This window comes from Streptomyces sp. NPDC091387, assembly GCF_044756945.1.
Taxonomy (GTDB): domain Bacteria; phylum Actinomycetota; class Actinomycetes; order Streptomycetales; family Streptomycetaceae; genus Streptomyces.
Window position 1 is genome coordinate 1 of the sequence record NZ_JBIVTZ010000031.1, and the last position, 24,371, is coordinate 24,371.

Here is a 24,371-nt window from a genome sequence, read left to right on the forward strand (position 1 = left end):
GAGTCCCCGCAGGAAATGGCGTACGACCCGGGTCCCCCGCGTACCCGGGTGAACACGCCATTTCCGAGGAGACGCCCCGGAGGGGCACCACCCCCACCCACCGCGCAGAGCGCACCCCTGCGGGGCACCCGCACCAATCAAGCCCGTCCGGCGATTGAGGACAAAACCCCCGCCCCGGAGACCCCGCAGCCCGGACCCCGGAAAATGGCTGAAACCGGCCTGGTTACAGGCTGTCTGTGAGCCACTCCACAGCGTTCACCCGTATGGGGCACGGCGAGTCGTGGCACACTGATCCTGTACCAGCAGCAGCGCACTCCGGGGTCGGTGCAATTCCGAACCGGCGGTTATAGTCCGCGACCCGTCCGCATCCAGCGGCCGGTTGACCAGGTGGGATTCCTGGACCGACGGTTAAAGTCCGGATGGGAGGCAGTGCGCGGCGGGCCGTTTCGCGGGTACGCCGCCGTCGGCGGATGGTTTTCGGGCGACCGATCCATCCGTTTTTCCGGCATTCGGCGTCCCCGTTCCGCGTTCCGCTTCATCTGTCGTCATCGACAGGCCCCGGAGTCCGTGCCCGAAGAGGCAGGAGGACCCGGTGGACACCGCAGCCGACATCACCGCAATGCGCCGAGCCGTCGCGCTCGCAGCCCGCGGTCTCGGCTCCACCAGCCCCAACCCGGTCGTCGGGTGCGTCGTCCTCGACGCGGCGGGACGGCCCGTCGGCGAGGGCTTCCACCAGCGCGCCGGAGGGCCGCACGCCGAGATCCACGCCCTGCGCGCGGCCGGCGAGAAGGCCCGTGGCGGCACCGCCTACGTCACCCTCGAACCCTGTAACCACACCGGCCGCACCGGCCCCTGCGCCCAGGCACTGATCGAGGCCGGGATCGCCCGTGTCGTGTACGCGGTCGGCGACCCGAACCCGCAGGCCACCGGCGGTGCGGACACCCTGCGCGCCGCCGGAGTCAAGGCCGAGCAGGGCCTCCTCGCCGAAGAGGCCGAGCAGGGCAACGCCGCCTGGCTGACCTCGGTGCGCCTGGGCCGGCCCCACGTCACCTGGAAGTACGCGGCGACCCTGGACGGCCGGGTCGCGGCCGCCGACGCCACCAGCCGCTGGATCACCTCGGCCGAGTCCCGCGCCGACGTCCACCGGCTGCGCGCCGAGGCGGACGCCGTCGTGGTCGGCTCCGGCACCGCCCGCACCGACGACCCCCAGCTCGGCGTCCGGGGCGTCGACGGCGCGGTCCAGCCGCTGCGGGTCGTCGTCGACACCGCCGCCACCGCCGTGCGGCCAGGCGCCCGGGTCCTCGACACCAGCGCGCCCACCCTCGTCGCGGTCGCCGCCGACGCGGACGTCCGCCACCTCCCCGAAGAGGCCGTCCTGAGGCTGCCGCGCGCCGCGGCCGGCCCCGGACTGGACCTTCCCGCGCTGCTCGCCGCCCTCCACGGGCGCGGCATCCGCTCCGTACTCCTCGAAGGCGGACCGACCCTGGCCGGGGCCTTCGTCGCGGCCGGAGCGGTCGACCGGATCGTCGGTTACCTCGCCCCCGTGCTCCTCGGCGCGGGCCCCGCGGCCCTCGCCGACGCCGGAATCACCACCATCACCCAGGCGTTGCGCCTCCATGTGACCGAGACCGTGCGTATCGGCCCCGATCTGCGCATCACCGCCGTCCCCGGCCCTGCTCCGAAGGGAAACTGAGTGTTCACCGGAATTGTCGAAGAGCTGGGTGAGGTCACCGCCGTCGAGAACCTCGGCGACGCCTCCCGATTCCGCCTCCGCGGACCCGTGGTCACCGAGGGCGCCAAGCACGGCGACTCGATCGCCGTCAACGGCGTGTGCCTGACCGTCGTCGAACACGGCGAGCAGGAGTTCACCGCCGATGTGATGGCCGAGACGCTGAACCGGTCCAGCCTGGGCGCACTGCGCCCCGGCTCCCGGGTCAACCTGGAGCGGCCCATGGCGGTCGGCGGCCGGCTCGGCGGGCACATCGTGCAGGGGCACGTGGACGGCACGGGCCGCATCGTCGAGCGCAAGGCCTCCGAGAACTGGGAGATCGTGAAGGTCTCCCTCCCCGCGGAGCTCACCCGGTACGTGGTGGAGAAGGGGTCGATCACCGTCGACGGCGTGAGCCTGACCGTCGTGGACGCCGGACCCGACTACTTCACCATCAGCCTCATCCCCACCACCCTCGCCCTGACCACGCTCGGCCACAAGGAGCCCGGCGACCCGGTCAACCTGGAGGTGGACGTCATCGCGAAGTACGTCGAGCGACTGCTCGGCCACCGCGCGCAGGAGCCAGAGGAGCCGGTGAAGTGAGCGCCCTGCACTGGCTGAACTCGGAGGCGTTCAGCGTCTTCGGACAGCACATCATCTGGTCCGACATGATCGGCAACACGATCGGTCTGATCGCCCTGACCCTGGGCTGGCTCCGCTCGATCTGGACCTGGCCCGCCCAACTGCTGTCCGGCGCCGTCCTGGTCGCCGCCAACGTCTCCGTGCACCAGGCGGGCAGCGTGGGCAAGCAGGTCATCGTCATCGCCGTGGCCGTCTGGGGCTGGCAGCAGTGGACCCGGGGCAGGCAGCGGGCCCAGGACGGCTCCATCGCCGTACGGTTCGCCACCTGGCGCGAGCGCGGCTACCTGCTCGGCGGCGCCGCGGTCGGCACCCTCGCGGTCGGCGCACTGTTCACCGCGTTTCCCTCGCTCTCCTGGAGCCCGTGGGCGGACGCGTACATATTCGCCGGCACGCTCGTGGCGATGCTCGCCCAGGCCCGCGGCATGGTCGAGTTCTGGTTCGCCTGGCTCCTCGTCGACCTGGTCGGCGTACCGCTCAACTTCCACAGCGGTCTCGCCTTCTCCGGTCTCATCTACGTCGTCTACGGCGCCCTCGTCCTGTGGGGCATGCGCGACTGGTGGCTGCGTACGCGGACACCCGCTCTGGAAGGAGCCACGGCATGACTGCCCAGCCCACCTGGTTGCACCGCGAACACCTCGCGCCCGACGAGGACCTCACCCTCGACCCCGTGGCGCAGGCTGTCCGCGACATCGCGGCCGGCCGGCCCGTCGTGGTCGTCGACGACGAGAACCGGGAGAACGAGGGCGACCTCGTCATCGCGGCCGAGAAGGCCACCCCCGAGATCGTCGCCTTCATGATGAGCGAGTGCCGCGGACTCATCTGCGCGCCCATGGAGAACGACGAGCTGGAACGGCTCGAACTCCCGCAGATGGTCGACCACAACACCGAGTCGATGAAGACCGCCTTCACCGTCACCGTCGACGCCGCCGCCGCACACGGCGTGACCACCGGCATCTCCGCCGCCGACCGGGCCACCACGCTCCGGATGCTCGCGGGCGGCACCGCCGGCCCCGGCGACTTCGTGCGCCCCGGCCACATCTTCCCGCTGCGCGCCCGCCCCGGCGGCGTGCTCGTGCGCAACGGCCACACCGAGGCGGCCGTCGACCTCGCCAGGCTCGCCGGACTGCGGCCCGCCGGGGCGATCGTCGAGATCGCGGGCGAGGACGGCGTCATGCTGCGCCTTCCCCAACTGGTCCCGTTCGCCCGCAAGCACGGGCTCACGATCATCTCCATCGAGGACCTGATCGCCTACCGGCGCACCTCCGAGCCGACCGTCCGCCGCGAGGCCGAGGTCCGGCTGCCCACGGACTTCGGTGCGTTCACCGCCTACGGCTACCGCTCCACCGTGGACGGCGTCGAGCACGTCGCGCTGGTCCACGGCGACATCGGGGCCGGCGACGACGTCCTGGTCCGGGTCCACTCCGAGTGCCTGACCGGCGACATCTTCCAGTCAGAGCGCTGCGACTGCGGCCCCCAGCTGCACGCCTCCATGCGGCGCATCACGGACGAGGGCCGCGGCGTCGTGGTCTATCTGCGCGGCCACGAGGGACGGGGCATCGGGCTCGTCTCCAAGCTGCGCGCGTACGAACTCCAGGAGCGCGGCGTCGACACCCTCGACGCCAATCTGGAGCTCGGCCTGCCGGCCGACGCGAGGGACTACGCGGCCGGCGCCCAGATCCTCAAGGATCTCGGCGTCCACAGCCTGCGCCTGATGACGAACAACCCCGACAAGACCGCCGCGATCCTGCGGCACGGCCTGGCCGTCACCGGACGGGAACCGATGCCCGTCCAGGCCGGCGAACACAACCTGCGGTACCTGCGCACCAAGCGCGACCGCATGGGGCACGACCTGCCCTGGCTCGACGCCGCCACCGTGTCGACCTGCGGCAACCAGTAGATCCAGCAGTCCCCAGCGGTCACCCGAGGAATCGAGCGGTAGGAGAGACATGAGCGGCAAGGGCGCACCCGAACTGTCCGTACGCAACTGCGGTGACCTCCGCGTGGCGGTCATCGCCGCGCAGTGGCACGAGAAGGTCATGGACGGACTCGTCGACGGCGCACTGCGCGCCCTGCACGAGCTGGGCATCGACGAGCCGACCCTGCTGAGGGTCCCCGGCAGCTTCGAGCTCCCGGTGGTCGCCAAGGTGCTGGCCGGGCGCGGTTACGACGCGATCGTCGCCCTCGGCGTGATCATCCGAGGCGGCACCCCGCACTTCGAATACGTGTCCCACGGCGTGACCAACGGCCTCACCCAGGTCGCGGTCGACACCGGTGTTCCGGTCGGCTTCGGCGTCCTCACCTGCGACACCGAGGAGCAGGCACTCGACCGGGCGGGCATCGAGGGGTCCAACGAGGACAAGGGGCACGAAGCGGTCACCGCCGCCGTGGCCACCGCCACCACACTGCGCTCGGTCAGCGAACCCTGGCGCTGAGTGCGGGTCCTGGACCCCGTATTCTAAGGACATCATGGCGAACAAAACCTTCGAAGAGCTCTTCGCCGAGCTGCAGCTCAAGGCCGCCAACGGCGACCCCTCCACCTCCCGTACCGCCGAACTGGTGGACAAGGGCGTGCATGCCATCGGCAAGAAGGTCGTGGAGGAGGCCGCCGAAGTCTGGATGGCCGCCGAGCACGAGAGCAAGGACGCCGCAGCCGAGGAGATCTCCCAGCTGCTCTACCACGTCCAGGTGATGATGGTCGCGCGCGGAATCTCGCTCGACGACGTCTACGCCCACCTCTGAGCCCGGATCCCCGAGCACGGCCCCCGTACCGCGTCCCGCATTCCACCGACCCCTGTCGCAAAGGAAACCCGACCTCATGCTGCGCATCGCCGTCCCCAACAAGGGTTCACTCTCAGGGCCTGCGATGGCGATGCTCCATGAGGCCGGCTACCAGCAGCGCAAGGAGTCCAAGGAGCTCGTTCTCGTCGACCCCGAGAACGAGGTGGAGTTCTTCTACCTGCGGCCCCGTGACATCGCGATCTACGTCAGCTCGGGCCGCCTCGACATCGGCATCACCGGCCGCGACCTGCTGCTGGACTCCGGTGCCGAGTCGGAGGAGATCCTCCAGCTCGGGTTCGCCCGCTCGACCTTCCGCTACGCCACCAAGCCCGGCACGGCCGAGGGGCCGCAGGACTTCGACGGCCTGACGATCGCCACCTCCTACGAGGGCATCGTCGCCAAGCACCTCGTCGACGTCGGGGTCAACGCCTCCGTCGTCCACCTGGACGGCGCCGTCGAGACCGCCATCGAGCTCGGCGTCGCGCAGATCATCGCCGACGTCGTCGAGACCGGCACCAGCCTGCGCAACGCCGGCCTCGAAGTGATCGGCGAGCCGATCATGCAGTCGGAAGCGGTCGTCATCCGGCGCGTCGGCGCTCCGGACGACGAGCCCAAGGTGCAGCAGTTCCTGCGCCGGCTCCAGGGCGTCCTGGTCGCCCGCAGCTACGTGATGATGGACTACGACTGCCGCGTCGAGCACCTGGAGCGCGCGGTCGCCCTCACCCCGGGCCTGGAGTCGCCGACCATCTCCCCGCTGCACCACGAGGGCTGGGTCGCCGTCCGCTCCATGGTCGCCGCCAAGGAAGCGCAGCGGATCATGGACGACCTGTACGACCTCGGCGCCCGCGCCATCCTCACCACGGCCATCCACGCCTGCCGGCTCTGACGGCGGGACACGGAAGAAGACCATGTCAGCGCGCGCACCACGGACCGAACCCCCCGCCCTTCCGGTCACCTTCCGGCCGACCCGCACCCGGGTGGTCCTGCTGAGCGTCGGGGTGGTGATGTTCGCCGTCATCACCGTCGTCGCCTTCACCCTGGAGCAGCTCAGCGCGGGGGAGCGGACCAGCTTCGTCTTCACCGCGCTGGTCTTCCTCGGCGTTCTCGCGCTGCTCAGTCGCCCCAAGATCGTCGCGGACGACAGCGGGGTGACCGTGGTCAATCTCACCCGTACCAGGCGGCTGTCCTGGGCGGAGATCGTGCGCGTCAACCTGCGGGTCGGTGACCCGTGGGTCTTCCTCGACCTCAGCGACGGGACCAGCATGCCCGCCCTCGGCATCCAGCCCGGAATCGCCAAGGAGCAGGCCATTCGTGACGCCCGTTCGCTCCGCGCCCTCGCCGAGAACCACGGCTCGGGCACGGACAACGGCTGAGCCCCCTGCCCCACAGGGCCTCTTGCTGTTTACTCTGGAGGGCGGCGGCGCCCTGTGCGCCCCGCCCCCACCAGAGGTCCCCGAGACCTGCGGGGCTTTCCCTGCGACCCAAGGAGTGACTCCCTCCAGCAATGGACGGATCTTCCGGTAGTACTTGCGCCGCCCCTTCTGTGGAGGCGGCGGTATGACCACCCCCCTGCTGCTTCTCACTGCGGCATTCCTTCTCATCCTCGCCAACGGATTCTTCGTGGCAGCCGAATTCGGGCTCGTCACCGTGGAACGGGCGGACGCCGAGCGCGCGGCCGCCGAGGGCGACCGGCGGGCCCGTACCGTCGTCGACGCCCTGCGCGAACTCTCCTTCCAGCTGTCCGGCACCCAGCTCGGCATCACCATCACCTCACTGGTGGTCGGCATGCTTGCCGAGCCGGCCCTCGCCCAGCTGCTGGAGAGCCCACTCACCCTGACCGGTCTCCCCGACGGTGCCGTCCCCGGCATCAGCGTGGTGATCGGCATGCTCCTCGCGGCAGCCGTCCAGATGGTGATCGGCGAACTCGTACCGAAGAACTGGGCGGTCTCCAAGCCGCTCCAGGTCGCCCGGTTCGTCGCCGGACCCCAGCACCGGTTCACCATGGTCTTCCGGCCCGTGATCGGGCTGCTGAACACCGTCGCCAACCGGCTGGTGCGGCTGCTCGGCGTCGAGCCGACCGACGAGCTGGCCTCCGCCCGCACCCCGGGGGAGCTGGTCTCCCTGGCCAGGCACTCCGCCGAGGCCGGCACCCTCGAACAGGACACCGCGGATCTCTTCGTACGGACCCTGTCGCTCGCCGGCCTCACCGCCCAGCACGTCATGACCCCGCGGGTGAAGGTCAGCGCCCTCCAGACGTCCGCCACCGCGGCCGACGTCCTCAACCTCACCCGGGCCACCGGCCTCTCCCGCTTCCCCGTCTACCGGGAGCGCATCGACGAGGTCGTCGGCATGATCCACCTCAAGGACGCGCTCGCCGTCCCGTCCCAGGACCGGCTGCGCACCCCGGCCGGGCGGATCGCGGTGCCCCCGCTGCTGGTGCCCGAGACCCTGCCCGTCGAGCAGCTCCTCCAGCGGCTGCGCAAGGAACAGCCGATCGCCGTCGTGGTCGACGAGTACGGCGGCACCGCCGGTGTCGTCACCCTTGAGGACATCATCGAGGAACTCGTCGGCGAGGTCAGGGACGAGCACGACGCCGAAGGCGCCGACCGCCCGGAGCTGGCCCCCGCCGCCCCCGAGGACGGCAGGCCCGCCTGGGACGCCGAAGGCAGCTGCCGGGTCCTCACCCTGCGCCGGATAGGGCTCGACGTACCCGACGGCCCGTACGAGACGGTGGCCGGTCTGGTTGCCGATCTGCTGGGCCGGATCCCCGCGCCCGGCGACCGGGCCGAACTGCCCGGCTGGCGGATCTCGGTCCGCCAGGTCGGCCACTACCGGGCCGAGAAGGTCCGCTTCGTGCGGCTGGCAGGGGTCGCTGACCCGGTCACCGCCGGACCGGCCGCCCGCGGTGTCCTGGAGGCCGCACGATGAGCCTCGTCCAACTGCTGTTCGCCGGACTCCTGGTCCTCGCGAACGGTTTCTTCGTCGGCGCCGAGTTCGCACTGGTCTCCGTACGCCGCAGCCAGATCGAACCGCTCGCGGCAACCGGGTCCAGCCGGGCCCGGCAGGTGCTGTACGGACTGGAGAACCTGCCGCAGATGATGGCGGCCGCCCAGTTCGGCATCACCATCTGCTCACTGACCCTCGGCGCGGTCGCGGAACCGACCGTCGCCCAGTTGCTGGAGCCGGTCTTCCACGCCGTGCACCTGCCCGAGGGGCTGATCCATCCGCTCGGCTACGTGCTGGCGCTGGTCTTCGTCGTCTTCCTCCATCTCGTCATCGGCGAGATGGTCCCGAAGAACCTGGCGATGGCCGCCCCGGAGAAGACCTCGCTCTGGCTCAGCCCCGGCCTGGTCGGCTTCGCCCGCCTCTGCCGCCCGGTCACCTCCGCGCTGGGCGCCTGCGCCCGGCTGGTGCTCCGGCTCTTCGGCGTCGAACCGAAGGACGAGGTGGAGGCCGTCTTCACCAGCGAGCAGCTCAACCGGCTGGTCGAGGACTCCGGGCAGGCCGGACTCCTGGGGCCGGACGCGCAGGAACGGCTGGAGGACGCACTGGAGCTGGGCAGCAGGCCCGTCACCGATGTGCTGCTCCGCCGGGCCGGCCTGGTGACGGTCGACCCGTCCGTCACCCCGCACCGCATCGAGGCGCTCACGGTACGGACCGGCTACTCGCGGTTCCCCGTCTGCGCGGAGGGCGGCGGCCCGTTCATGGGCTACCTCCACGTCAAGGACGTCCTCGACCTGGAGGACGGCGAGCGGGCGGTCCCGCAGCACGTGTGGCGCCCGATGGCGACGGTACGGGCCGAACTCCCGCTGGACGACGCCCTGACCGTGATGCGCCGCGCCGCGACGCACCTGGCCCAGGTCGCCGACGCGTCGGGCCGGGTACTCGGCCTGGTCGCCATGGAGGACGTCCTGGAGATGCTGGTCGGCGAGGTACGCGACCCGGCCCACCGGGTCTCGGAGCCGCGTCGCACCGAGGAGGAGAAGACCGGCTCGGACGAGCTCACGGCCCTGGTCCGCTGACCCGGCCGCCCCTCGATCGCCGGACGGACTGTTCCCGCCCGGCGATCGAGGGCGTCTGCCGGCCCGTCCGGCGTACGAGGACCGAGCGGCGACCCCGCACTCCCCGGCCCGCTCACCCCGCCGGCGGCCGCCGCCCCGACAGCACCTCGCCGTACGCCTGCATCAGATCCGGCAGCCGCAGCGTCGCCAGATCGTCCCGCGTCGGCACCGTCGCATAGCCGGAGAGCCGCAGATCGCGGTAGGCGCAGCTCTTCTCGTACAGCGTGCGCAGGAACCGGCCGTTGCCCAGCTCGTCGAGCCAGCCCTGGTCGACGACATGGCCGCTGATGGAACGCAGCTCGTCCAAGGACTCCTCGTCCCACGCGTCCCCGTTCTCCGCGGCCAGGACCTCACCGATCGAGGTGAGTTCCAGCGGGCGGTAGCTGGGGAAGTCCACCCGGGTGGTGAACCGCGAGGACAGCCCGGGATTGGTGGCCAGCAGCCGGTCCATGCCCTCCGGGTATCCCGCCAGGATGACGACGAGATGGTCCCGGTTGTCCTCCGCGCGCTTGAGGAGGACCTGCAGGGCCTCGTCCCCGTACGCATCGCCCTTGCTGTAACCGGTGTTGGAGAGGCTGTACGCCTCGTCGACGAACAGCACCCCGCCCAGCGCGGAGTCGATCAGCTCATTGGCCTTGACCGCCGTCTGGCCCAGGAACTCGCCGACCAGGTCCGCCCGTTGGGCCTCGACCAGATGGTCTCCGCCGAGCAGGCCCAGGGCGTAGAACACCCGCCCCAGAATGCGGGCCACCGTGGTCTTCCCGGTGCCGGACGGTCCGGAGAAGACGAAATGCCGCTTCGGCGGCTGTACGGGCAGCCCCTGGCCGGCCCGCAGCCGCGCCATGTTCAGCTGCGCGGACAAGGCCTTGACCTGCCGTTTCACCGGTTCCAGCCCGACCATCCGCTCCAGCTCCGCCAACGCCTCGGCAAGGAGCACCGGATCGCTGGGGCCGGCCGGGAACGGCTGCGGCGCGGACTGGCCCGGGACCGCGGTCTTCTCCCGCGCCCCGCCCGGCGGCGGTGACACCCCGACCCCCGGCAGGTCCTGAGGCTCACCGCCGGGGCGCAGCTCCCGCCCGTCCACCAGATCGGTGCCCAGCAGCGAGTCGCCGTCCGGCTGGCTCTCCGCGAACGTGCCGTCGATGCCCACACCGGTCAGGGACACCGCGGCCAGGCCCGACACCTCGTCGGAGCCGTCGAGACCGTCGTAGTCCGCGATCGCGGCCAGCCGCGCCGAGGTGTCCATGAACGCCGGATCGATCCGGTGCACCGCCCGGTACAGGGGCAGGGCCGCCGCGCTGCGGCCGGTTCCCTCGTGCGCGCGGGCCAGCCAGTACCGCAGCTCCTTGCGCTGCGGCTGCTCGCTGCGGCAGCGCATCAGCGCGGTGGAGAGCAGCGGCTCGGCCTGTCCGTACATCTCCAGCCGGACCCGCGCCATACCGCCGAACAGACCTGCCTCGATGCCCAGCAGCGGATCGTCGATCAGCTGCTCCGTATGGCGTACGAGCTGCTCCCAGTCCTTGACCAGGTAGGAGCGGCAGGCGTGCAGGAAGCGGACCTGCGCGTCGGCGTCCACCGGCGGAAGCCCGGCCAACGCCCGGTCGAGCTCCGGGACATGGCGTCCGTCCAGCCAGTGCGAGGCGTGCGCCAGCAACAGATCGCGCGGGCTCTCCAGCACCGGCTGCACCCACCAGCCCAGCCAGTACCAGGAGTTCAGCGTGCGGCGATGGCGGCCGCGCTGTTCGCCGAAGCGGTCGCGATGGCGGTACATGTGCAGCAGCGCCGTCGTGGTGTCGACCCGCAGGGCATGAAGGCCCAGCCAGGCGTCCGCCATGCCCGGATCGAGCCGCACCGCAGTGCTGAATTCCTCTTCGGCCTGCGGATAGGCGCCCATGGTGTAGGCGTCCACGCCGCGCAGCCAGGCGAGGTCGGCCGGGGCCTGTGCCCCCTGAGTGCCGATGTCCATCTGGTCCCCCACAAACCGTGCCCCCAGGATGTCCCGCCGCACGAACGCCCGTCGAGGCGCGCCGAATCACTGTGCCGTGGACGGGAATTGACCGCACCGAGAGGCATCGTACCTGCGCAGGGAGTGTCCGACTAAGGGCGCCGCAGGCCGAAGGGCGACCGTGACCCACGGTAAGCGGAATGAGGTCAACGGCGGCCGGAAACCGGCGCCGGGCACAGAGCGAAGCCCCCGATCACGGGGGAACAACCGGGGGCTTCGCGTCTGCGGGGGCTCCGAAAAGCCGCACATTGAGAACGTAAGACCTGTACCGCCCCGGGTCAAGCAGAGTTGAGGCACTTCCGGGCCGATTCCGACTGCTCAGTATGGCGGCGCGAAATGATCACGGTGGGTGACGGAATGGTCCACTCCCGCTGTCGCACCGGATCCCTTCAGCCACTCGTACCCCACAGGCAACTGCCGTACCAGTACATCGGCCGAGGGGCGGGAGGGATCGGCCGAGAAGTGAGCCATTTCGGCGGCGGTCCAGTCGTCCCAGAACGCCGTCAGGGCCGGCCCGTCCCGACGCCGACCCCGTTCCCAGGACTCGGCGGCGGGAAGATCCATCCACAACAGGTGCGCGAGGAGGGGGCGCAGGGCCCGCCGCCCGGCGCCGACCCCCTCGACCAGGACCACCGGTGCGGGTTCCAGGACGCGCGGCGGGCCGAAGCCCCGGGCCGTCCAGTCGTACGGCTCGTAGCGTGCGGGTGTCCCGTGCGACAGCGGTTCCAGGACCTGCTCCCGGAGCCTGTCCGTCCAGTCGAAGAACTCCTCGTGGGTGGCCAGATCGTCCAGGTGCAGTACGGGTGCGTCGTCGAGCACCGCCGCGAGCCGGGCGGCCAAGGTGCTCTTGCCGGATCCCGCGTGGCCGTCGACGGCGATCAGCCGGACCGGTCCGCAGGACGGCGGCAGGGTGCGCAGCCGCGCGGCGTGGAGCGAGAGGTCGTTCATCCGTCCAGCCTACGAGCCGGTGCGGAGCTGCCGCAGGTCACGCCAGTGGTCGAGACCAATATTGGTCGGGCGGCACGAGGCGAATCGCTGGCCGAACCGGGGGACGACCCGCAATAGTTGGCGCACTGTCGTGCACCCGCAGCCCCATTCCGCTTACGACCGGGGGTCTCGCCCATGCCCAGTCCGACCTCACGCAGAACAGTGCTCACCGCCGCCATCGCGGCAGCGGCCGGCGCCGGAGCGGTGTCGTCCACCGCCTCCGCCGCTCCCTCACGTGTCCCGCACCACGCACCTTCGGCGGCAGCCTCTCCCGTGGACAACCACTCCTGGAGTACGTACACCGACTGGCGCTGCGGCTCCGGCGCCGGAACCCGTGCCGTCGCGGGCCGCCGCGCGGGCCTGGTGATCGGCCACCCGCTGGGCCGTACCGACTACACCGACCCGCACACCGGTACGACGGCGGCCTGGGAGTATGCGACCTGGACCTCACCCGTCCACCGCTCCACCGTCCCGGCCACCGAGGCGATCGCCTCCTGGAACGCGCACACACCGGCCGGCACCTGGATCCAGATCGAACTCCAGGGCGGCTACTCGGACGGCACCGGCAGCCCCTGGTACGTCATGGGCCGCTGGGCGGCGGGCGACGGCGACATCCGCCGGACCTCCGTCGACGACCAGAGCGACGGCAAGAGCTCCATCTGGACCGACACCTTCTCGGTGGACGACGCTGCGAGCGGCCTGCGGCTCGTCTCCTACCGGCTGCGGCTGACCCTGTACCGCACCCCGGGAACCCGGCTCACCCCCACGGTGTGGCGGGTGGGCGCGATGGCCTCCGACATCCCCGACCGCTTCACCGTGCCCGCCTCCGTCCCCGGCCTGGTCCGGGAGCTGCCGGTGCCGCGCTACTCGCAGAACGTGCACGTGGGCCAGTACCCCGAGTACGACAACGGCGGCGAGGCGTGGTGCAGCCCGACCTCCTCGCAGATGATCATCGAGTACTGGGGCCGTCGGCCCAGCGCCGAGGACCTCGCCTGGGTCGAACCCGGACTCCAGGACCCGCAGGTCTGCCACGCGGCGCGCTTCACCTACGACAACCAGTACGAGGGCTGCGGCAACTGGCCGTTCAACGCCGCCTACGCGGCCACGTACGAGGGCATGAGCGCCGTGGTGACCCGGCTGGGCTCGCTGAAGGACCTGGAGACCCTGGTTCGGGCGGGGATCCCGGCCATAACGTCGCAGTCGTTCCTGAAGGAGGAGCTGACGGGCGCGGGGTACGGCACCTCGGGCCACCTGATGACCGTGATCGGCTTCACCGCGGACGGCGACGTGATCGCCAACGACCCCGCGTCACCGAGCGACGAGGCGGTCCGCCGCGTCTACCGGAGGCACGAGTGGGAGACGATCTGGCTCCGCACCAAGCGGTACGACGCGAACGGGCAGGTCAGGAGTGGTACGGGTGGGGTCTGTTACGTCTACTGGCCGTCTAACCCAGCACCGACTCAGCACCGTGCTCTGAGGTCGCTCGGCCTGCTGTGAGCATGTAGGGGCCTACGGCCACCTCGACTACCTGGCGGCAGCGCTCATGGCCGTCCTGCGTGAGGTGGCCGTACTGGTCGACCGTGACCTTGACCGAGCGGTGTCCGAGCCGGCGGGACACCTCGTGAATGGAGACGCCGCTGGTTGACTGAGCGTCGAATCCACGGTGTGCCGGGCCCATCAGTGCGTGCTTCTCATCTGTTCAGGCTGCGGCGCGACAGCATGCTCAGGAAGTCGGAGGCGCCGCTGCCCGCGCGTCTCGTACGATCAGCCCGCACCGAACCGTCGAGTATCACCAAGGACTCTGTGAATCACTCCGATCTCCGCGCCAAGGCCCCCTCGCTCGCGGCAGGCATGGCCGCCGCCGATCGTAGCCCGGACATCCAGTTGTCCCAGACTCGCCACCGCGCCGCGCTAGTGGAGAGCTGGCACATTGCGCCAGGCTCAGCCGTTCTCGAATTGGGCTGCGGTCAGGGCGACATGACTGCCGTCCTTGCGGAGGCGGTTGGCCCCAATGGGCGCGTGGTGGCCATTGACGTGGCCGAACCCTCCTACGGGGCGCCGGTCACGCTCGGGGAATCGGCGGCCCGGCTCGCGGCGGGCCCTCTCGGGCCGCGCATCGATTTCCGCTTCGGTACTGACGTCCTCGACCGATCAGTCGACTTCCCCGAAAGTACCTTTGACCACGTGGTGCTCGCACATTGCTCCTGGTACTTCGCATCGCTCGGACAGCTGCGCGACACACTGGCCCGGGTACGGCCATGGGCGGGGCGACTATGGTTCACCGAGTGGGACTTGACGCCTGCATCTGGCGACCAACTGGCGCACCTCCTCGCCGTGCTGATCCAGGGGCAGACCGAGGCCGCAGGATCGGATGGCCAGGGCAACGTCCGCACTCCTTTCTCCCGTGAAGGGCTGCTGCGGCTCCTGCCTGAGGCCGGCTGGACGGCCGACGGCAGCAGGTCGGTCGACACCGAAGATCTTCAGGACGGGGACTGGGAAATCGCTGCCTGCCTCGACCTGGTCGCAACGGAGGAACGCCTGGCCGTGCTGCCCGAGCCGGTGCGACAGCTCGTCCTGAGCCAGGCCGACGTTCTCCGGGCCATCGCCAAGCCGCGCGGCAACCGCGCGCTCGCCGCGTATTCAGTCACCGCGCGCTGACATACGGCCCCAGCGGCTGGCGCGGTCAGAGCTCAGTGCGATCGGTCAGCCCTGGACCACCTCCGCTTCCAGGCCGGGGGTGTGAAGGTGTCCGGCGAACTCTCGGCCGGGCCAAGGCGTCAGTGAGCGAGGTCCAGTAGAAATGACGATCTCCACGTCGCCATTGGCGACGTGGAGGAAGAGGAGGGGGCGGTCAGCCGTCGGCGGGCGCCGGTTTCCTCGGCCGGCTGGGGACGGCCGCCTTCCGTGCGAGACGCCTGGTCATGAGGGCCGCCCCGGTGATCAAGGTTTCGGAGTGCTGGATGAGCCGTTCGTAGTCCCTCGCGTGGCGGCGGGCGTGCATCATCCACGCGAGCGGCCTCTCGACGAGACGATGTCGGCGATCACACCCCTGACGACTGGAACCCGAGAGCGACCGTCGAATTCTGGCAGGACTTCCTCATCGCCGCCGTCAACGAGTGGCTGTGACCTCGGCCGTCCCGCGGTAGGTACACGCTCCACGTCCCAGGCAGAGATCGAAGTTGCGTACAGCGGGCGGCCGGGTCCTGTCGCTATGCCTTGCGGCGGCATCCGACGAGGAGGGTTGCGACCATGTGCTTGGCATCGGCCTGGTCGTAGTCGGGGCCGGTGATGCAGAGGTTTCCGATGGCGCGCATGAGGGTGTAGGCGGTGAAGTCGGGGCCGAGTTCGTCGGCGGCGGTGCAGGCGTCGAGCAGCGTTGCGCAGGCTGGGACCAGGGTGTCGAGCATGAGGGCGTGGAGGTTCTCCAGCCCTGGATCACCGGACCCCAGGGCGGCACCGAGGCCGTGCTTGGTTACCAGGAACTCCACGAACGCGTCCGCCCAGCGGGTCAGGGCGGTGAACGGGGAGGCTGAGTCCTCCAGGAGCTGGGGCGCGAGTGCGGCGCAGGTGTCGATCTGGTGCCGGTAGACGGCGGTGACGAGGTCCGCCCGGGTCGGGAAGTTCCGGTAGATCGTGCCGACGCCGACGCCGGCGCGTTCGGCGATGTCACGGATGGGGGCTTGGACGCCCTGGGTCACGAAGACCGCCGATGCGGCCGCCAGCACGCCGCTGCGGGTGCGCTGTGCCTGTGCTTGACGCACTCCGCCCGATTCAGGCACGAGACTCTCCCTTTGCTCGCGGAACAATGTTCCGCTAGATTGACGGAACGCTGCTCCGCCAAAGTATGGCAGAGCGACCCCATGGAGAAAGCGCAGGCCCCCCATGTCTTCCAGCCACCCCGATCAGCGGATCGTCGCGGTCAAGCCCATCACCGTTCCCGCGCCCGGCCGCGGCGTCGACCTCCAGGTGAAGGTCACCGCCCCACTGTCAGGCCAGAACCTTCCCGTCATCGTGTTCTCCCATGGCAACGCATGGTCCCTGGACGGATACGAACCCCTCGCCGACCGGTGGGCAGCCGCCGGATTCATCGTCGTGCAGCCCACCCACCTGGACTCCCGTCGCAACGGCATCGGGTGGGACGACCCGCGCTTCGCTACCATCTGGCGCGTCCGGATTTCCGACCTCCACGCGGTCCTCGACGGCCTCGATGACATCCTTCTCCAGGCCGGCGGCCTGGAGACCCGTGTCGACCATGAGCGCATCGCGATCGTCGGCCACTCCTGGGGCGCCCAAACCGCCGGCGTGATCCTGGGCGCGCGTGTGCTCGACGCCGACGGCGTTTCCGGAGAGGACTTGTCCCACTCCGCGGTCTCGGCCGGCGCGCTGATCGCCGCGACCGGAACCGGCGACACGCTCACCCCGTTCGCTGCCGAACACCTCCCGTTCATGAGGCCGGACTACTCCACCATGACCACCCCGGCCCTGGTCATCGCGGGCGGCAAGGACCAGTCCCAGCTCTCCACCCGGGGACCGGAGTGGTTCACCGACGCCTACCACCTCAGCCCGTCCCCGAAGAGCCTGCTCGCCATCGCCGAGGGCGAGCACACCCTGGGCGGCCTCGCCGGCGAGATGGTCGCCGAGACCACCGACGAGGACCCCGCCCGCGTCGCTCTCGTCGCCGACGCGATCTCCGCCTACCTCCACGATGCCTTCAAGCTCGACGACGCCGCGTGGTCCGCCCTCAATAACGCCGCTGCGGCCGGCGACGGCACGTGGAGCATCACCAGCAAGTGAACCCATCCAAACCGTGCTGTCGACCGAGTCGGGTGCGCGCGGAGCGGGCCCACCGGTCCACACCAACCGCGGCTGCCTGCGGCGAGGCGGAATTCGCTGCACGATTCCGAAGAAGCCCGACCTGATCCCCAACTGCAAGAACCGGGTGGCTCGCGGTGGCCAACTGCCGCGAGCGCCACGCGGTCGAGTGACCAGCACTTTCGATACACGTCCTAGGCTGTTCCTCCCGTCCTGACGGGCGGCCCTCGTTCTCACCGGGGGCGTCGGCCGCGTCTTCGGAGGTCGGACCTCCTGGTCAACTCCTGGATGCAGTGCACCAGGAACAGCAGGGACGGTATTCCGACGGTGAACAGTCCCTGGAAGCCGAGGATGCGGCAGTCGAGCGGGAGACCACCGCTCAGCAGCGCGGCGAAGACGCCGTAGAAGCCGAGCCCGCAGCCCATGGATGCCAGAGAACGTCATGCCAGGTCACCGGCCACCGGGACCCGCGCCCCAGCCGTGAAGGCCGCCCGCGGTGTCCCATCGTGGGAGCTTTCCCGTACGTCGTCGGCCTGCGGTGAAGGGGTACATGAGCTGCTCCTCGCGGCCTGCCCTCCGCCAGGGCCGGCGGCCGTCCGGGCCCACCCGGCGTCCCACGCCCCGTGCCCCGGCCTCCGGACTCCGGTTGCGTGGATCTCCGGAAGCATCTCGCGAACGGATGCCACGCCTGCACCACGGACACCGGGCCGTCGGCCTCTGCCAGCTCGGCAGCGGGACGTTCCGGATCCGCGGCGTCTGCGCCGCGCTCCAGGGCAGCGCACCGTTCTACGGAACCGCGGGGTACCGCAACGGCACCACCGAGCAGGCGTCCATCTGGGACTGCGGTTCGGGCGGCTGGGCCGAGAACCTGTGGGTCGAGACCCTCTGACCGGCAGCCCGCCGACTCCGTGAGCGCGGGACCTCCTCGCCCGGGGCCCCGCGCGCCGGACGGGGGCCAAGTCGTTGCCTTCAGACTACGAGCAGCGCAACACCGTCGAACGCCGCATCAACCGCTTGAAGCTGTGGCGCGGCATCGACACCCGCCATGGGAAGGCCGGGCCCGTCTACTTGGCCGGATCCCACGGACGAAGCCGTGCTACGACGAGACCGTCTCTTCCCAGTGCAACCGCGGTTGTGCCTGCAGGCCGGCGACCGGACGCTGCGTTGCAGGACATGACGATGACGAGCCTGCTGAGGTCCATGTCCTCGGCCGCTGTGTGGAGGAGTGCCGCTGTCCTGCCCGTAGCAGCGTCCTGAAGAGGAGCCGCCGTCCGGCGCAATCGCCCGAGAGTGCCTCGTCCGCGGCCGCGACGATCAGTACGTAGCGGTCCGCGGGCAGCCACTTCAGGTCGCACGGACAGTCGGAGAGGGCATCCCGGTTCCACCCGAAGTAATGCTTGCGCGAGACATCACCCATACGGCTCACCTCCGCGCGAGCGGAGGTGGACCGTCCACCGCTGGGAGGGGTACGCCGCCCATGGCGGTGAGGAAGATGATCGGCCCATCCCGTTTGCGGGGCGGCCGCTTGATAGGGGCGGCGGTTTCGTCATGGAGTAGCGCCTTGAGCGAGTCCCGCCGGAGGTGACGGTGAGGAGCTCTTGGTCCAGCGGCATCGATTGCGTGGAGCCGCCGCCGGCCGGGTGCCGGGCCCAAGGAACGCCGCGTGGCCTGCGTCCAGCCGGGGCGCCGGTTGAAGGAGACGGTGCCGATACCGCGCGTACCTCGCCCCCGACCTCGCTTGCCGACTCCAGGGCGTCCCTTGCGGACCGGGCCCAGGGGCGGAGCCCGGTCCGCAAGCGGCGGGGCTCAGATGGTGGCGGTGTCGATCACGAAGCGGTAGCGCACGTCGCTGGCGAGCACCCGCTCGTACGCCTCGTTGATCTGGTCCGCACGGATCAGTTCGATCTCGGCGCCGAGGGAGTGCTGCGCGCAGAAGTCGAGCATCTCCTGCGTCTCGCGAATCCCGCCGATCCCGGAACCCGCGAGGGTCTTCCGGCCGCCGATGACGGAGAACAGGTTCAACGAGACCGGTTCCTCCGGCGCTCCGACGTTCACCATCGCGCCGTCCGTCTTGAGCAGCGCGAGGTACGCGTCCAGCGGCAGCGGCGCCGAGACTGTGGAGACGATCAGGTCGAACGAGCCCTTGAGCTGCTGGAACGTCTCGGGATCGCTGGTCGCGAAGTAGTGGTCGGCGCCCAGCTTCAGCCCGTCGGCCTCCTTGCGCAGCGTCTGGCTGAGCACGGTCACCTCGGCGCCGAGTGCGTGCGCGATCTTGACGCCCATGTGTCCGAGGCCGCCGAGGCCGACGATCGCGACCTTCTTGCCGGGGCCCGCCTTCCAGTGGGCGAGCGGCGAGTACGTGGTGATGCCGGCGCAGAGCAGCGGTGCCGCCTCGTCCAGGGCGATGCCCTCGGGTATGCGCAGGGTGTAGTTCTCGTCGACCACGACGTGGGTGGAGTACCCGCCGTAGGTGGGTTCGCCGTCCTTGCCGACGGCGTTGTACGTGCCGACGTTGCCCTCGGAGCAGTACTGCTCCAGACCGGCCAGGCAGTTCTCGCACGTGCGGCACGAGTCGACCATGCAGCCGACGCCGACGCGGTCGCCGACCTCGAACTTCGTCACGCCCGGACCGACCTCGGCGACGAGGCCGGCGATCTCGTGGCCGGGCACCATCGGGAAGATGCCCTCGCCCCAGCCGTTGCGTGCCTGGTGGATGTCCGAGTGACAGATCCCGGCGTACTTGATGTCGATCAGGACGTCGTGCTCGCCGACCGGGCGGCGCGGCACGGTCGTGCGCTCCAGCGGGGCCTTGGGAGCGGGGGCGGCGTATGCGGCGACGGTGGTGACAGTCATCCGGAAATGATCTCCTCAAAGGTGGGGTGGTTCTTGTCCACTGTGCCTCGTACCCCGGCAAACACCCAGATCCCAGCTGGACCTACGCCTGCCGTGCGTACCACTGGCAGGGTCACGCTGGCCGTCGTGCCGTACCCGGATACTGGGAGGCATGGACCAGCGCGCCGAACTCAGCGAATTCCTCCGGAGCCGCCGGGCCCGCCTCAAGCCCGGGGACGTCGGCCTGCCGGACGTGGGGCGCGCCCGCCGGGTCCCCGGGCTGCGCCGCGAGGAGCTGGCGCAGCTCGCCGGGGTGTCCGTGGCGTACTACACGCGCCTGGAGCAGGGAAACAGCGGGAACGTCTCCGATGAGGTACTGGACGCGATCGCCAGGGCACTGCGCCTGTCGGACACCGAGCACGCCCACCTCACGCATCTGGCGAACCCGAAGACGAAGAAGAAGCGGGCCGCGGCCGCCCGTCCACAGCGGCTGCGGGCGGAGCTCCAGCATCTGATCGACGCCATGGAGAGCGTGCCGGCGTACGTAGTGGGGATGCGGATGGAGATCCTGGCGTCGAATCGGATGGCACGGGCGCTCCTCGGTGACGAGACGGCACTGCCGCCCGAGGAGAGGAACATGGCGCGGATCGTGTTCCTCGACCCGAACGCGCGAGATCTGTACGTGGACTGGGAGTGCAAGGCCGTCGAGCTGGTGAGCGCGCTGCGGCTCTGCGCGGGCTGCTGGCCGGACGATCAGCAGCTCTCGGCGCTGGTGGGAGAGCTCTCCGTGAAGAGCGAGGAGTTCCGGACCCTGTGGGCCGCGCACACCGTTCAGGAGAAGGGGTACGGCACGAAACGGCTGCACCATCCGCTGGTGGGTGATCTGACCCTGTCGTACGAGACGCTGAAGCTGCCCGCCGATCAGGACATGTCCCTGATCACCTTCCACGCGGCGCCGGGCTCGGCGTCCGAGGAGTCGATGCGGCTGCTGGGCAGCTGGGGTCTGGACACGGACCACCGAGCCGTGAACCGCTGACCGGCCCTCTCTCGCTGGCGCCGCTCGCCGCGGCGCCGGGGGTGCCCCTGTCTCACTGGTCAAGCCTCTTTGGTCAAGATGGATGGAGGGCTGCTCCACGGATGATGCCGTCCGGGACTGCGCCGGCTCGATGTCCAAGGTCAGGGGGGCTGATCAGGGCTGCGATGGTGCGGTAGGCGGCTGCGGTTCCGGCGATGCCTGGGCCGTAGCGGGTCCGGGCGCGGTCACTGAGGTCCGTGCGCCGTAGCCGTTCGGCCCTGGTCGGACGACTTCCCCGCCACGGACCGGGGCTGGGGACCGGGGCCGGTCCTCAGACGGTGAACTGAGGCTGGTCCGGGCTGAGGTAGTACACGGCGGTCTGTTCGGCGTGTGGGGCGAGCAACCCTCGCAGATCCAGCGCTGCGGCCTTGAGGAGATGGCCGTCGCGGGCGGCGTGGAGGGTTTCGAGGACGAAGGCGACGTGGGTGGAGTCTTCGGTGACTCGGGTGCGGTGGGCGTCGCGGTGGTTCCAGTGGCGGGTCAGGACGCCGGTGGTGTCCGTGTAGATGATCTCGCCGGGCTTGGGGTTCTCGACGGTGTCGGGTTCGCCGAGCGGGGTGAACTCCTCGGTGCCGTCGGCGTACCGGATGTCGACGTCACCAGCGACGTGGTCCAGGTCGAAGGCGCCGGCGGGCAGGCCGTGCTGGACGGATACGGCGTTGTAGGAGTCGACGGCCGAATTGATGCGCGGCAGGGCCCCCTTCTTCGTGAAGCGGCGGCCGAGCGCGTCGACGCTGGGACGGATACGGCGGGGGTTGGTACCGAAGGACCGGTAGGCGGTGTGCCACGCCTCGATCCGCGGGTCGGTCTCGTCGGCGGGCTGCCAGGTGCCGTCGGCGAGTTGCTGCTCCAGGTCCTGAAGGGCGGTGGTGGTGGCGGGCCAGGACTCGTGACCGCGGAGGCCGGTGGCGGTGACCACGGCGATGAGGGTGTCGGGGAAGGCGTCGGCGACGGCGGGCGCGATACGGAAGGCGGTCATGAAGGGCTCCGTTCCTCGGTGCGTGCGTGCGGGGTGGGGGTCAGGGCTATCCAGGGGCCGAGGCGGTCCAGGCGGCGGCGCTGCTGCCGTGCGGTGGGAACGTCGAGATCCTGTCCGCGTTCGGTGAGGCGGTCGGCGATGTCGGCCCGCTGTTCGACGGGCTTGTGGTCGTCGTGCGTGAACTTCGCCCGCACGTCGATGACTTGAAGGCGCAGACCGCGGATGCCGGACAGCATCCTGCCGTAGGGCGGCCGGTCGACGGCGACCAGGGCGTGATCGCCGTCGGGCTGGAAGTGGGCGAGCTGGCGGCGCAGCAGTTCGGCCTTGGCCTCGGGGTCGTCGACCAGGTGGGCGCGGCAGGTGAACTGCACGGCCGCGTAGTAGCTGGTGGGGATGCCTTCGGTGGGCGGGATGTCGGGCTTGGCGCGCCAAGGGCCGGGGATGAAGGCGTAGTCGCCGATGACGGTGAAAGTGACGTTCGGGTCGCGCTCGATCGCCTTCAGACCGGATGGGGCCGGGCGAGGTGGATCAGCAGGTCACCGTTGCCAGTGGTGAAGTGGGTGGGGACGACGCCGGGTGGCCGACCGGGCGGACCGTTGACGCTCAGCCGGCCGAAGTCGTGGCCGGCGGCGATCCAGGTCTGCCATTCGGCCTCGTCCAGACGTCCCAGGGCTGGATGAACATGCTGCTCTCCTTGCGCGATCGACGGTGAGGGCGGGCTGCGGCTCAGGTCAGGGCGAGGAGACCGTCCGCCCGCGATCAGTGGGGCTACCCCGCCCTTGTGGGCGCCGAGGCCGCCGAGGAAGTCGGCGCACCGGTAGGCGAGGGAGCTGCCCGGGGCCAGCAGCAGAGCGATCACGGTACATCCCTTACTATCCAATGGAATGACCAAACCGTACAACGAACCGACCGGCGTATGTCAACCAACCGACCGCACGGTGCATTCCAGTGGTCTTAGTGAGGATGGTGATCGGATGGCCGGGACGGACGCAGCCCTGCGGACGCTCGCGCACAACGTCAAGGCGGCCCGCACCCGGGCCGGGCTCTCCCTGGACGAACTCGGCCGGCGCGCCAAGGTCAGCAAAGGCGCACTGGTCGCACTGGAGAAGGCGCAGGGGAACCCGAACTTCGCGACCCTGGTCCGGCTGGCCGACACACTCGGCGTTTCCGTGTCCGTCCTCATGGAAGGGCGGACCGAGGATCGCGTCCGCGTCGTCTCCGCCGACACGGTGATGCCTCTGTGGACCGGTGAGCAGGGCAGCGAAGCCCGGCTCATGCTGACGACCTCGGGCTCGGCCCCCACTGAGGTCTGGCGCTGGCGACTCCAGCCGGGCGAGGAATACCCCAGCCATCCCCACCAGGCCGGGGTCGTGGAAACCGTCAGCGTCACCTCCGGCCGGATGATCCTGATCGTCGACGGCGCCGAGCACCCCGTCGAAGCCGGACAGACCGCCACCTTCGACGGGGACGCGCCCCATGCCTACCGCGGCACCGGCACCGAAACCTGCCACCTGATCATGACCGTTCACCTGCCGCCCGGCCCCGCCTCAACGCCCTGACCTCCATCACGGAGGCCGTTCACCAGGCCGTGCTGTGCCTGTCCCGGCATTGGCATCGGCGTGGACGCCGGCCGTCGAGCCGGACGGTCAGATCCGTGACGGTGCCTGGGTCGCCGAACTCGCCGGCTATGCGGCGAGGCACGCCTTGTCCACGAGAGCTGTTGCGTCGACGGAGGGGGCGATGAGGAAAACTCCTCGCTGCAAGGTCTACAAAATTCGCGCGGACGGCCGGTACCTCGCCCCCGAGGTACCGGCCGCTCCCGAACTGCTCACAGCCTTGAGGCTGCCTGTTTCTTCAGTGACGTCAGGTGGGCGAAGACGACGACGTTCGCCGAATAGCCGTTCTTCTTGTTGAAGCGTCCGCCGCACGTCATGAGTCTCAGTTCCGGACGTTCGCCGGCCCCGTACACCTTGTCGTCCGGGAACTTGTCCTTCGCGTAGGTCTTGACCTCATCGATGGTGAAGAGCGCGGTGAGCCGGTCGGCCCGGCTGACCTTCACCGTGTCGCCCCGGTGCAGCGCGTTGAGGTTGAGGAAGATCGCCGGCCCTGTTTCTGTGTCGCGGTGACCGACGATCAGAGCGGTTCCCGCGTCACCGGGTGACGGGCCGTTCCGATACCAGCCCACCACCCTCGGCTCGCTCAGCGGCGGAGCACCGAGGTGCCCCTGGGCGTCGAGCCCGAGACCAATGACCGGGGCCTCGATGAAGATCCCGGGCACCGCGATCTTCATCGGCCGTGCGGGCGACAGGGGTACGTGCGAGACCTGCCGGGTCGGGAGGTCTCCGCCGCCCGCGGCGTCGCCGCCGTGGGCGGCGGAGACCGACGGGTCGTCGGACGAGTCCGAACTCGCTGAGACGATGCCCGCCACCAGTGAGGAGAGCACGCACAGTGTCATCGTGAGACGGCACGCCCGACTCGGCCCCCGTCGCCGT

At 70.2% G+C, this 24,371-nt stretch carries 25 protein-coding genes, 3 pseudogenes and 1 riboswitch; of the genes and pseudogenes, 17 read left to right on the forward strand and 11 right to left on the reverse strand.

The window, feature by feature from the left end; all coding sequences use genetic code 11:
* Window positions 1-306: 306 nt before the first annotated feature.
* A riboswitch (FMN riboswitch) is annotated at window positions 307-437 on the forward strand.
* A gap of 155 nt (window positions 438-592) precedes the next feature.
* The 10 genes from ribD (at window position 593) to ACIQM0_RS37280 (ending at window position 9,150) form a co-directional block, all read left to right on the forward strand.
* Window positions 593-1,693, forward strand: a complete 1,101-nt coding sequence (ribD, locus tag ACIQM0_RS37235) for a bifunctional diaminohydroxyphosphoribosylaminopyrimidine deaminase/5-amino-6-(5-phosphoribosylamino)uracil reductase RibD (RefSeq protein WP_401295274.1) — start codon at window positions 593-595, stop codon at window positions 1,691-1,693.
* Window positions 1,694-2,311 carry a riboflavin synthase gene (locus ACIQM0_RS37240; protein ID WP_401295276.1) on the forward strand — a complete coding sequence of 206 codons (618 nt, stop codon included), beginning with the start codon at window positions 1,694-1,696 and terminating at the stop codon, window positions 2,309-2,311. It begins immediately after the preceding gene.
* A complete protein-coding gene (locus tag ACIQM0_RS37245) occupies window positions 2,308-2,952 on the forward strand; it encodes a nicotinamide riboside transporter PnuC (RefSeq protein ID WP_401295278.1) in 645 nt (214 codons plus the stop codon). The genes ACIQM0_RS37240 and ACIQM0_RS37245 overlap by 4 nt, the downstream gene beginning before the upstream one ends.
* Complete coding sequence (locus ACIQM0_RS37250) at window positions 2,949-4,247, forward strand: bifunctional 3,4-dihydroxy-2-butanone-4-phosphate synthase/GTP cyclohydrolase II (RefSeq protein WP_401295280.1); 1,299 nt, start codon at window positions 2,949-2,951, stop codon at window positions 4,245-4,247. Before ACIQM0_RS37245 ends, ACIQM0_RS37250 begins: the two co-directional genes overlap by 4 nt.
* A gap of 49 nt (window positions 4,248-4,296) precedes the next feature.
* Window positions 4,297-4,782 (forward strand): 6,7-dimethyl-8-ribityllumazine synthase, encoded by a 486-nt coding sequence (ribH, locus tag ACIQM0_RS37255; RefSeq protein WP_024493156.1) that lies wholly within the window; start codon window positions 4,297-4,299, stop codon window positions 4,780-4,782.
* Between the two features lie 34 nt (window positions 4,783-4,816).
* Window positions 4,817-5,089, forward strand: a complete 273-nt coding sequence (locus tag ACIQM0_RS37260; protein WP_018524273.1) for a phosphoribosyl-ATP diphosphatase — start codon at window positions 4,817-4,819, stop codon at window positions 5,087-5,089.
* A gap of 76 nt (window positions 5,090-5,165) precedes the next feature.
* Complete coding sequence (gene hisG, locus ACIQM0_RS37265; RefSeq protein ID WP_401295283.1) at window positions 5,166-6,014, forward strand: ATP phosphoribosyltransferase; 849 nt, start codon at window positions 5,166-5,168, stop codon at window positions 6,012-6,014.
* Window positions 6,015-6,036: 22 nt separating this feature from the next.
* Window positions 6,037-6,501: a PH domain-containing protein gene (locus ACIQM0_RS37270; RefSeq protein WP_401295285.1), complete on the forward strand. Its 465-nt coding sequence runs from the start codon at window positions 6,037-6,039 to the stop codon at window positions 6,499-6,501.
* Window positions 6,502-6,685: 184 nt separating this feature from the next.
* Complete coding sequence (locus ACIQM0_RS37275) at window positions 6,686-8,056, forward strand: hemolysin family protein (protein WP_401295287.1); 1,371 nt, start codon at window positions 6,686-6,688, stop codon at window positions 8,054-8,056.
* Complete coding sequence (locus ACIQM0_RS37280) at window positions 8,053-9,150, forward strand: hemolysin family protein (protein WP_401295289.1); 1,098 nt, start codon at window positions 8,053-8,055, stop codon at window positions 9,148-9,150. Before ACIQM0_RS37275 ends, ACIQM0_RS37280 begins: the two co-directional genes overlap by 4 nt.
* Window positions 9,151-9,262: 112 nt before the next feature.
* Here the strand turns inward: ACIQM0_RS37280 and ACIQM0_RS37285 are convergent, their stop codons facing one another.
* Window positions 9,263-11,155: an AAA family ATPase gene (locus tag ACIQM0_RS37285; RefSeq protein WP_401295291.1), complete on the reverse strand. Its 1,893-nt coding sequence runs from the start codon at window positions 11,153-11,155 to the stop codon at window positions 9,263-9,265.
* Between the two features lie 357 nt (window positions 11,156-11,512).
* A complete protein-coding gene (locus ACIQM0_RS37290; protein WP_401295293.1) occupies window positions 11,513-12,142 on the reverse strand; it encodes a uridine kinase in 630 nt (209 codons plus the stop codon).
* Window positions 12,143-12,316: 174 nt separating this feature from the next.
* Between ACIQM0_RS37290 and ACIQM0_RS37295 the strand changes: the two genes are divergently transcribed.
* Window positions 12,317-13,678, forward strand: a complete 1,362-nt coding sequence (locus ACIQM0_RS37295; protein ID WP_401295295.1) for a peptidase C39 family protein — start codon at window positions 12,317-12,319, stop codon at window positions 13,676-13,678.
* A gap of 306 nt (window positions 13,679-13,984) precedes the next feature.
* Complete coding sequence (locus tag ACIQM0_RS37300) at window positions 13,985-14,839, forward strand: class I SAM-dependent methyltransferase (RefSeq protein WP_401295297.1); 855 nt, start codon at window positions 13,985-13,987, stop codon at window positions 14,837-14,839.
* Between the two features lie 199 nt (window positions 14,840-15,038).
* Here ACIQM0_RS37300 and ACIQM0_RS37305 read toward each other — a convergent pair.
* Together ACIQM0_RS37305 and ACIQM0_RS37310 are read right to left on the reverse strand one after the other, a co-directional pair.
* A pseudogene (locus tag ACIQM0_RS37305) lies at window positions 15,039-15,218 on the reverse strand (IS5/IS1182 family transposase); the annotation flags it as partial.
* A gap of 172 nt (window positions 15,219-15,390) precedes the next feature.
* Window positions 15,391-15,960 carry a TetR/AcrR family transcriptional regulator gene (locus tag ACIQM0_RS37310; RefSeq protein WP_401295299.1) on the reverse strand — a complete coding sequence of 190 codons (570 nt, stop codon included), beginning with the start codon at window positions 15,958-15,960 and terminating at the stop codon, window positions 15,391-15,393.
* A 103-nt stretch (window positions 15,961-16,063) separates the two neighbouring features.
* Here ACIQM0_RS37310 and ACIQM0_RS37315 point away from each other — a divergent pair, with 103 nt between their 5' ends.
* Window positions 16,064-16,975, forward strand: a complete 912-nt coding sequence (locus tag ACIQM0_RS37315; RefSeq protein WP_401295301.1) for an alpha/beta hydrolase family protein — start codon at window positions 16,064-16,066, stop codon at window positions 16,973-16,975.
* 251 nt (window positions 16,976-17,226) lie between these two features.
* Here ACIQM0_RS37315 and ACIQM0_RS37320 read toward each other — a convergent pair whose 3' ends face one another.
* Window positions 17,227-17,418, reverse strand: coding sequence for a hypothetical protein (locus ACIQM0_RS37320; protein WP_401295303.1), 192 nt, complete (start codon window positions 17,416-17,418; stop codon window positions 17,227-17,229).
* A 254-nt stretch (window positions 17,419-17,672) separates the two neighbouring features.
* On the opposite strand from ACIQM0_RS37320, the gene ACIQM0_RS37325 reads away from it, so the two are divergent.
* On the forward strand, window positions 17,673-17,882 hold the full coding sequence (locus tag ACIQM0_RS37325) for a hypothetical protein (protein ID WP_401295305.1): 210 nt from the start codon (window positions 17,673-17,675) through the stop codon (window positions 17,880-17,882).
* An 86-nt stretch (window positions 17,883-17,968) separates the two neighbouring features.
* A pseudogene (locus tag ACIQM0_RS37330) lies at window positions 17,969-18,085 on the forward strand (IS5/IS1182 family transposase); the annotation flags it as partial.
* 4 nt (window positions 18,086-18,089) lie between these two features.
* Here ACIQM0_RS37330 and ACIQM0_RS37335 read toward each other — a convergent pair.
* Both ACIQM0_RS37335 and ACIQM0_RS37340 read right to left on the reverse strand, forming a co-directional pair.
* The gene (locus ACIQM0_RS37335) at window positions 18,090-18,410 is read right to left on the reverse strand and encodes a barstar family protein (protein ID WP_401295307.1); all 321 of its coding nucleotides are present in this window, start codon (window positions 18,408-18,410) and stop codon (window positions 18,090-18,092) included.
* A gap of 389 nt (window positions 18,411-18,799) precedes the next feature.
* Window positions 18,800-19,846, reverse strand: coding sequence for an NAD(P)-dependent alcohol dehydrogenase (locus tag ACIQM0_RS37340; RefSeq protein ID WP_401295309.1), 1,047 nt, complete (start codon window positions 19,844-19,846; stop codon window positions 18,800-18,802).
* 151 nt (window positions 19,847-19,997) lie between these two features.
* On the opposite strand from ACIQM0_RS37340, the gene ACIQM0_RS37345 reads away from it, so the two are divergent.
* The gene (locus tag ACIQM0_RS37345; protein WP_401295311.1) at window positions 19,998-20,861 is read left to right on the forward strand and encodes a helix-turn-helix domain-containing protein; all 864 of its coding nucleotides are present in this window, start codon (window positions 19,998-20,000) and stop codon (window positions 20,859-20,861) included.
* Between the two features lie 310 nt (window positions 20,862-21,171).
* Here ACIQM0_RS37345 and ACIQM0_RS37350 read toward each other — a convergent pair whose 3' ends face one another.
* The 3 genes and pseudogenes from ACIQM0_RS37350 to ACIQM0_RS37360 all read right to left on the reverse strand — a co-directional run.
* The gene (locus ACIQM0_RS37350; RefSeq protein WP_401295313.1) at window positions 21,172-21,879 is read right to left on the reverse strand and encodes a B3/4 domain-containing protein; all 708 of its coding nucleotides are present in this window, start codon (window positions 21,877-21,879) and stop codon (window positions 21,172-21,174) included.
* On the reverse strand, window positions 21,876-22,382 hold the full coding sequence (locus ACIQM0_RS37355) for an FMN-binding negative transcriptional regulator (RefSeq protein WP_401295371.1): 507 nt from the start codon (window positions 22,380-22,382) through the stop codon (window positions 21,876-21,878). The genes ACIQM0_RS37350 and ACIQM0_RS37355 overlap by 4 nt, the downstream gene beginning before the upstream one ends.
* 266 nt (window positions 22,383-22,648) lie before the next feature.
* Window positions 22,649-22,738, reverse strand: a pseudogene (locus ACIQM0_RS37360) (EamA family transporter); the annotation flags it as partial.
* Between the two features lie 115 nt (window positions 22,739-22,853).
* On the opposite strand from ACIQM0_RS37360, the gene ACIQM0_RS37365 reads away from it, so the two are divergent.
* Entirely contained in the window at window positions 22,854-23,438 is a 585-nt protein-coding gene (locus ACIQM0_RS37365; RefSeq protein WP_401295315.1) for a helix-turn-helix domain-containing protein, read from the forward strand.
* A gap of 269 nt (window positions 23,439-23,707) precedes the next feature.
* On the opposite strand, the gene ACIQM0_RS37370 is transcribed toward ACIQM0_RS37365, so the two are convergent.
* Window positions 23,708-24,334: a class F sortase gene (locus tag ACIQM0_RS37370; RefSeq protein WP_401295317.1), complete on the reverse strand. Its 627-nt coding sequence runs from the start codon at window positions 24,332-24,334 to the stop codon at window positions 23,708-23,710.
* Window positions 24,335-24,371: the final 37 nt, after the last annotated feature.

Coding starts and splice junctions, on each gene's coding strand:
- ACIQM0_RS37290 (WP_401295293.1), bottom strand. CDS start 12,142: ATGAACGACCTCTCGCTCCACGCCGCGCGGCTGCGCACCCTGCCGCCG.
- ACIQM0_RS37270 (WP_401295285.1), top strand. CDS start 6,037: ATGTCAGCGCGCGCACCACGGACCGAACCCCCCGCCCTTCCGGTCACC.
- ACIQM0_RS37345 (WP_401295311.1), top strand. CDS start 19,998: ATGGACCAGCGCGCCGAACTCAGCGAATTCCTCCGGAGCCGCCGGGCC.
- ACIQM0_RS37260 (WP_018524273.1), top strand. CDS start 4,817: ATGGCGAACAAAACCTTCGAAGAGCTCTTCGCCGAGCTGCAGCTCAAG.
- ACIQM0_RS37350 (WP_401295313.1), bottom strand. CDS start 21,879: ATGACCGCCTTCCGTATCGCGCCCGCCGTCGCCGACGCCTTCCCCGAC.
- ACIQM0_RS37285 (WP_401295291.1), bottom strand. CDS start 11,155: ATGGACATCGGCACTCAGGGGGCACAGGCCCCGGCCGACCTCGCCTGG.
- ACIQM0_RS37275 (WP_401295287.1), top strand. CDS start 6,686: ATGACCACCCCCCTGCTGCTTCTCACTGCGGCATTCCTTCTCATCCTC.
- ACIQM0_RS37340 (WP_401295309.1), bottom strand. CDS start 19,846: ATGACTGTCACCACCGTCGCCGCATACGCCGCCCCCGCTCCCAAGGCC.
- ACIQM0_RS37250 (WP_401295280.1), top strand. CDS start 2,949: ATGACTGCCCAGCCCACCTGGTTGCACCGCGAACACCTCGCGCCCGAC.
- ACIQM0_RS37365 (WP_401295315.1), top strand. CDS start 22,854: ATGGCCGGGACGGACGCAGCCCTGCGGACGCTCGCGCACAACGTCAAG.
- hisG (WP_401295283.1), top strand. CDS start 5,166: ATGCTGCGCATCGCCGTCCCCAACAAGGGTTCACTCTCAGGGCCTGCG.
- ACIQM0_RS37320 (WP_401295303.1), bottom strand. CDS start 17,418: ATGGGCTGCGGGCTCGGCTTCTACGGCGTCTTCGCCGCGCTGCTGAGC.
- ACIQM0_RS37280 (WP_401295289.1), top strand. CDS start 8,053: ATGAGCCTCGTCCAACTGCTGTTCGCCGGACTCCTGGTCCTCGCGAAC.
- ribH (WP_024493156.1), top strand. CDS start 4,297: ATGAGCGGCAAGGGCGCACCCGAACTGTCCGTACGCAACTGCGGTGAC.
- ACIQM0_RS37315 (WP_401295301.1), top strand. CDS start 16,064: ATGTCTTCCAGCCACCCCGATCAGCGGATCGTCGCGGTCAAGCCCATC.
- ACIQM0_RS37335 (WP_401295307.1), bottom strand. CDS start 18,410: ATGGGTGATGTCTCGCGCAAGCATTACTTCGGGTGGAACCGGGATGCC.
- ACIQM0_RS37325 (WP_401295305.1), top strand. CDS start 17,673: ATGCCACGCCTGCACCACGGACACCGGGCCGTCGGCCTCTGCCAGCTC.
- ACIQM0_RS37370 (WP_401295317.1), bottom strand. CDS start 24,334: ATGACACTGTGCGTGCTCTCCTCACTGGTGGCGGGCATCGTCTCAGCG.
- ACIQM0_RS37295 (WP_401295295.1), top strand. CDS start 12,317: ATGCCCAGTCCGACCTCACGCAGAACAGTGCTCACCGCCGCCATCGCG.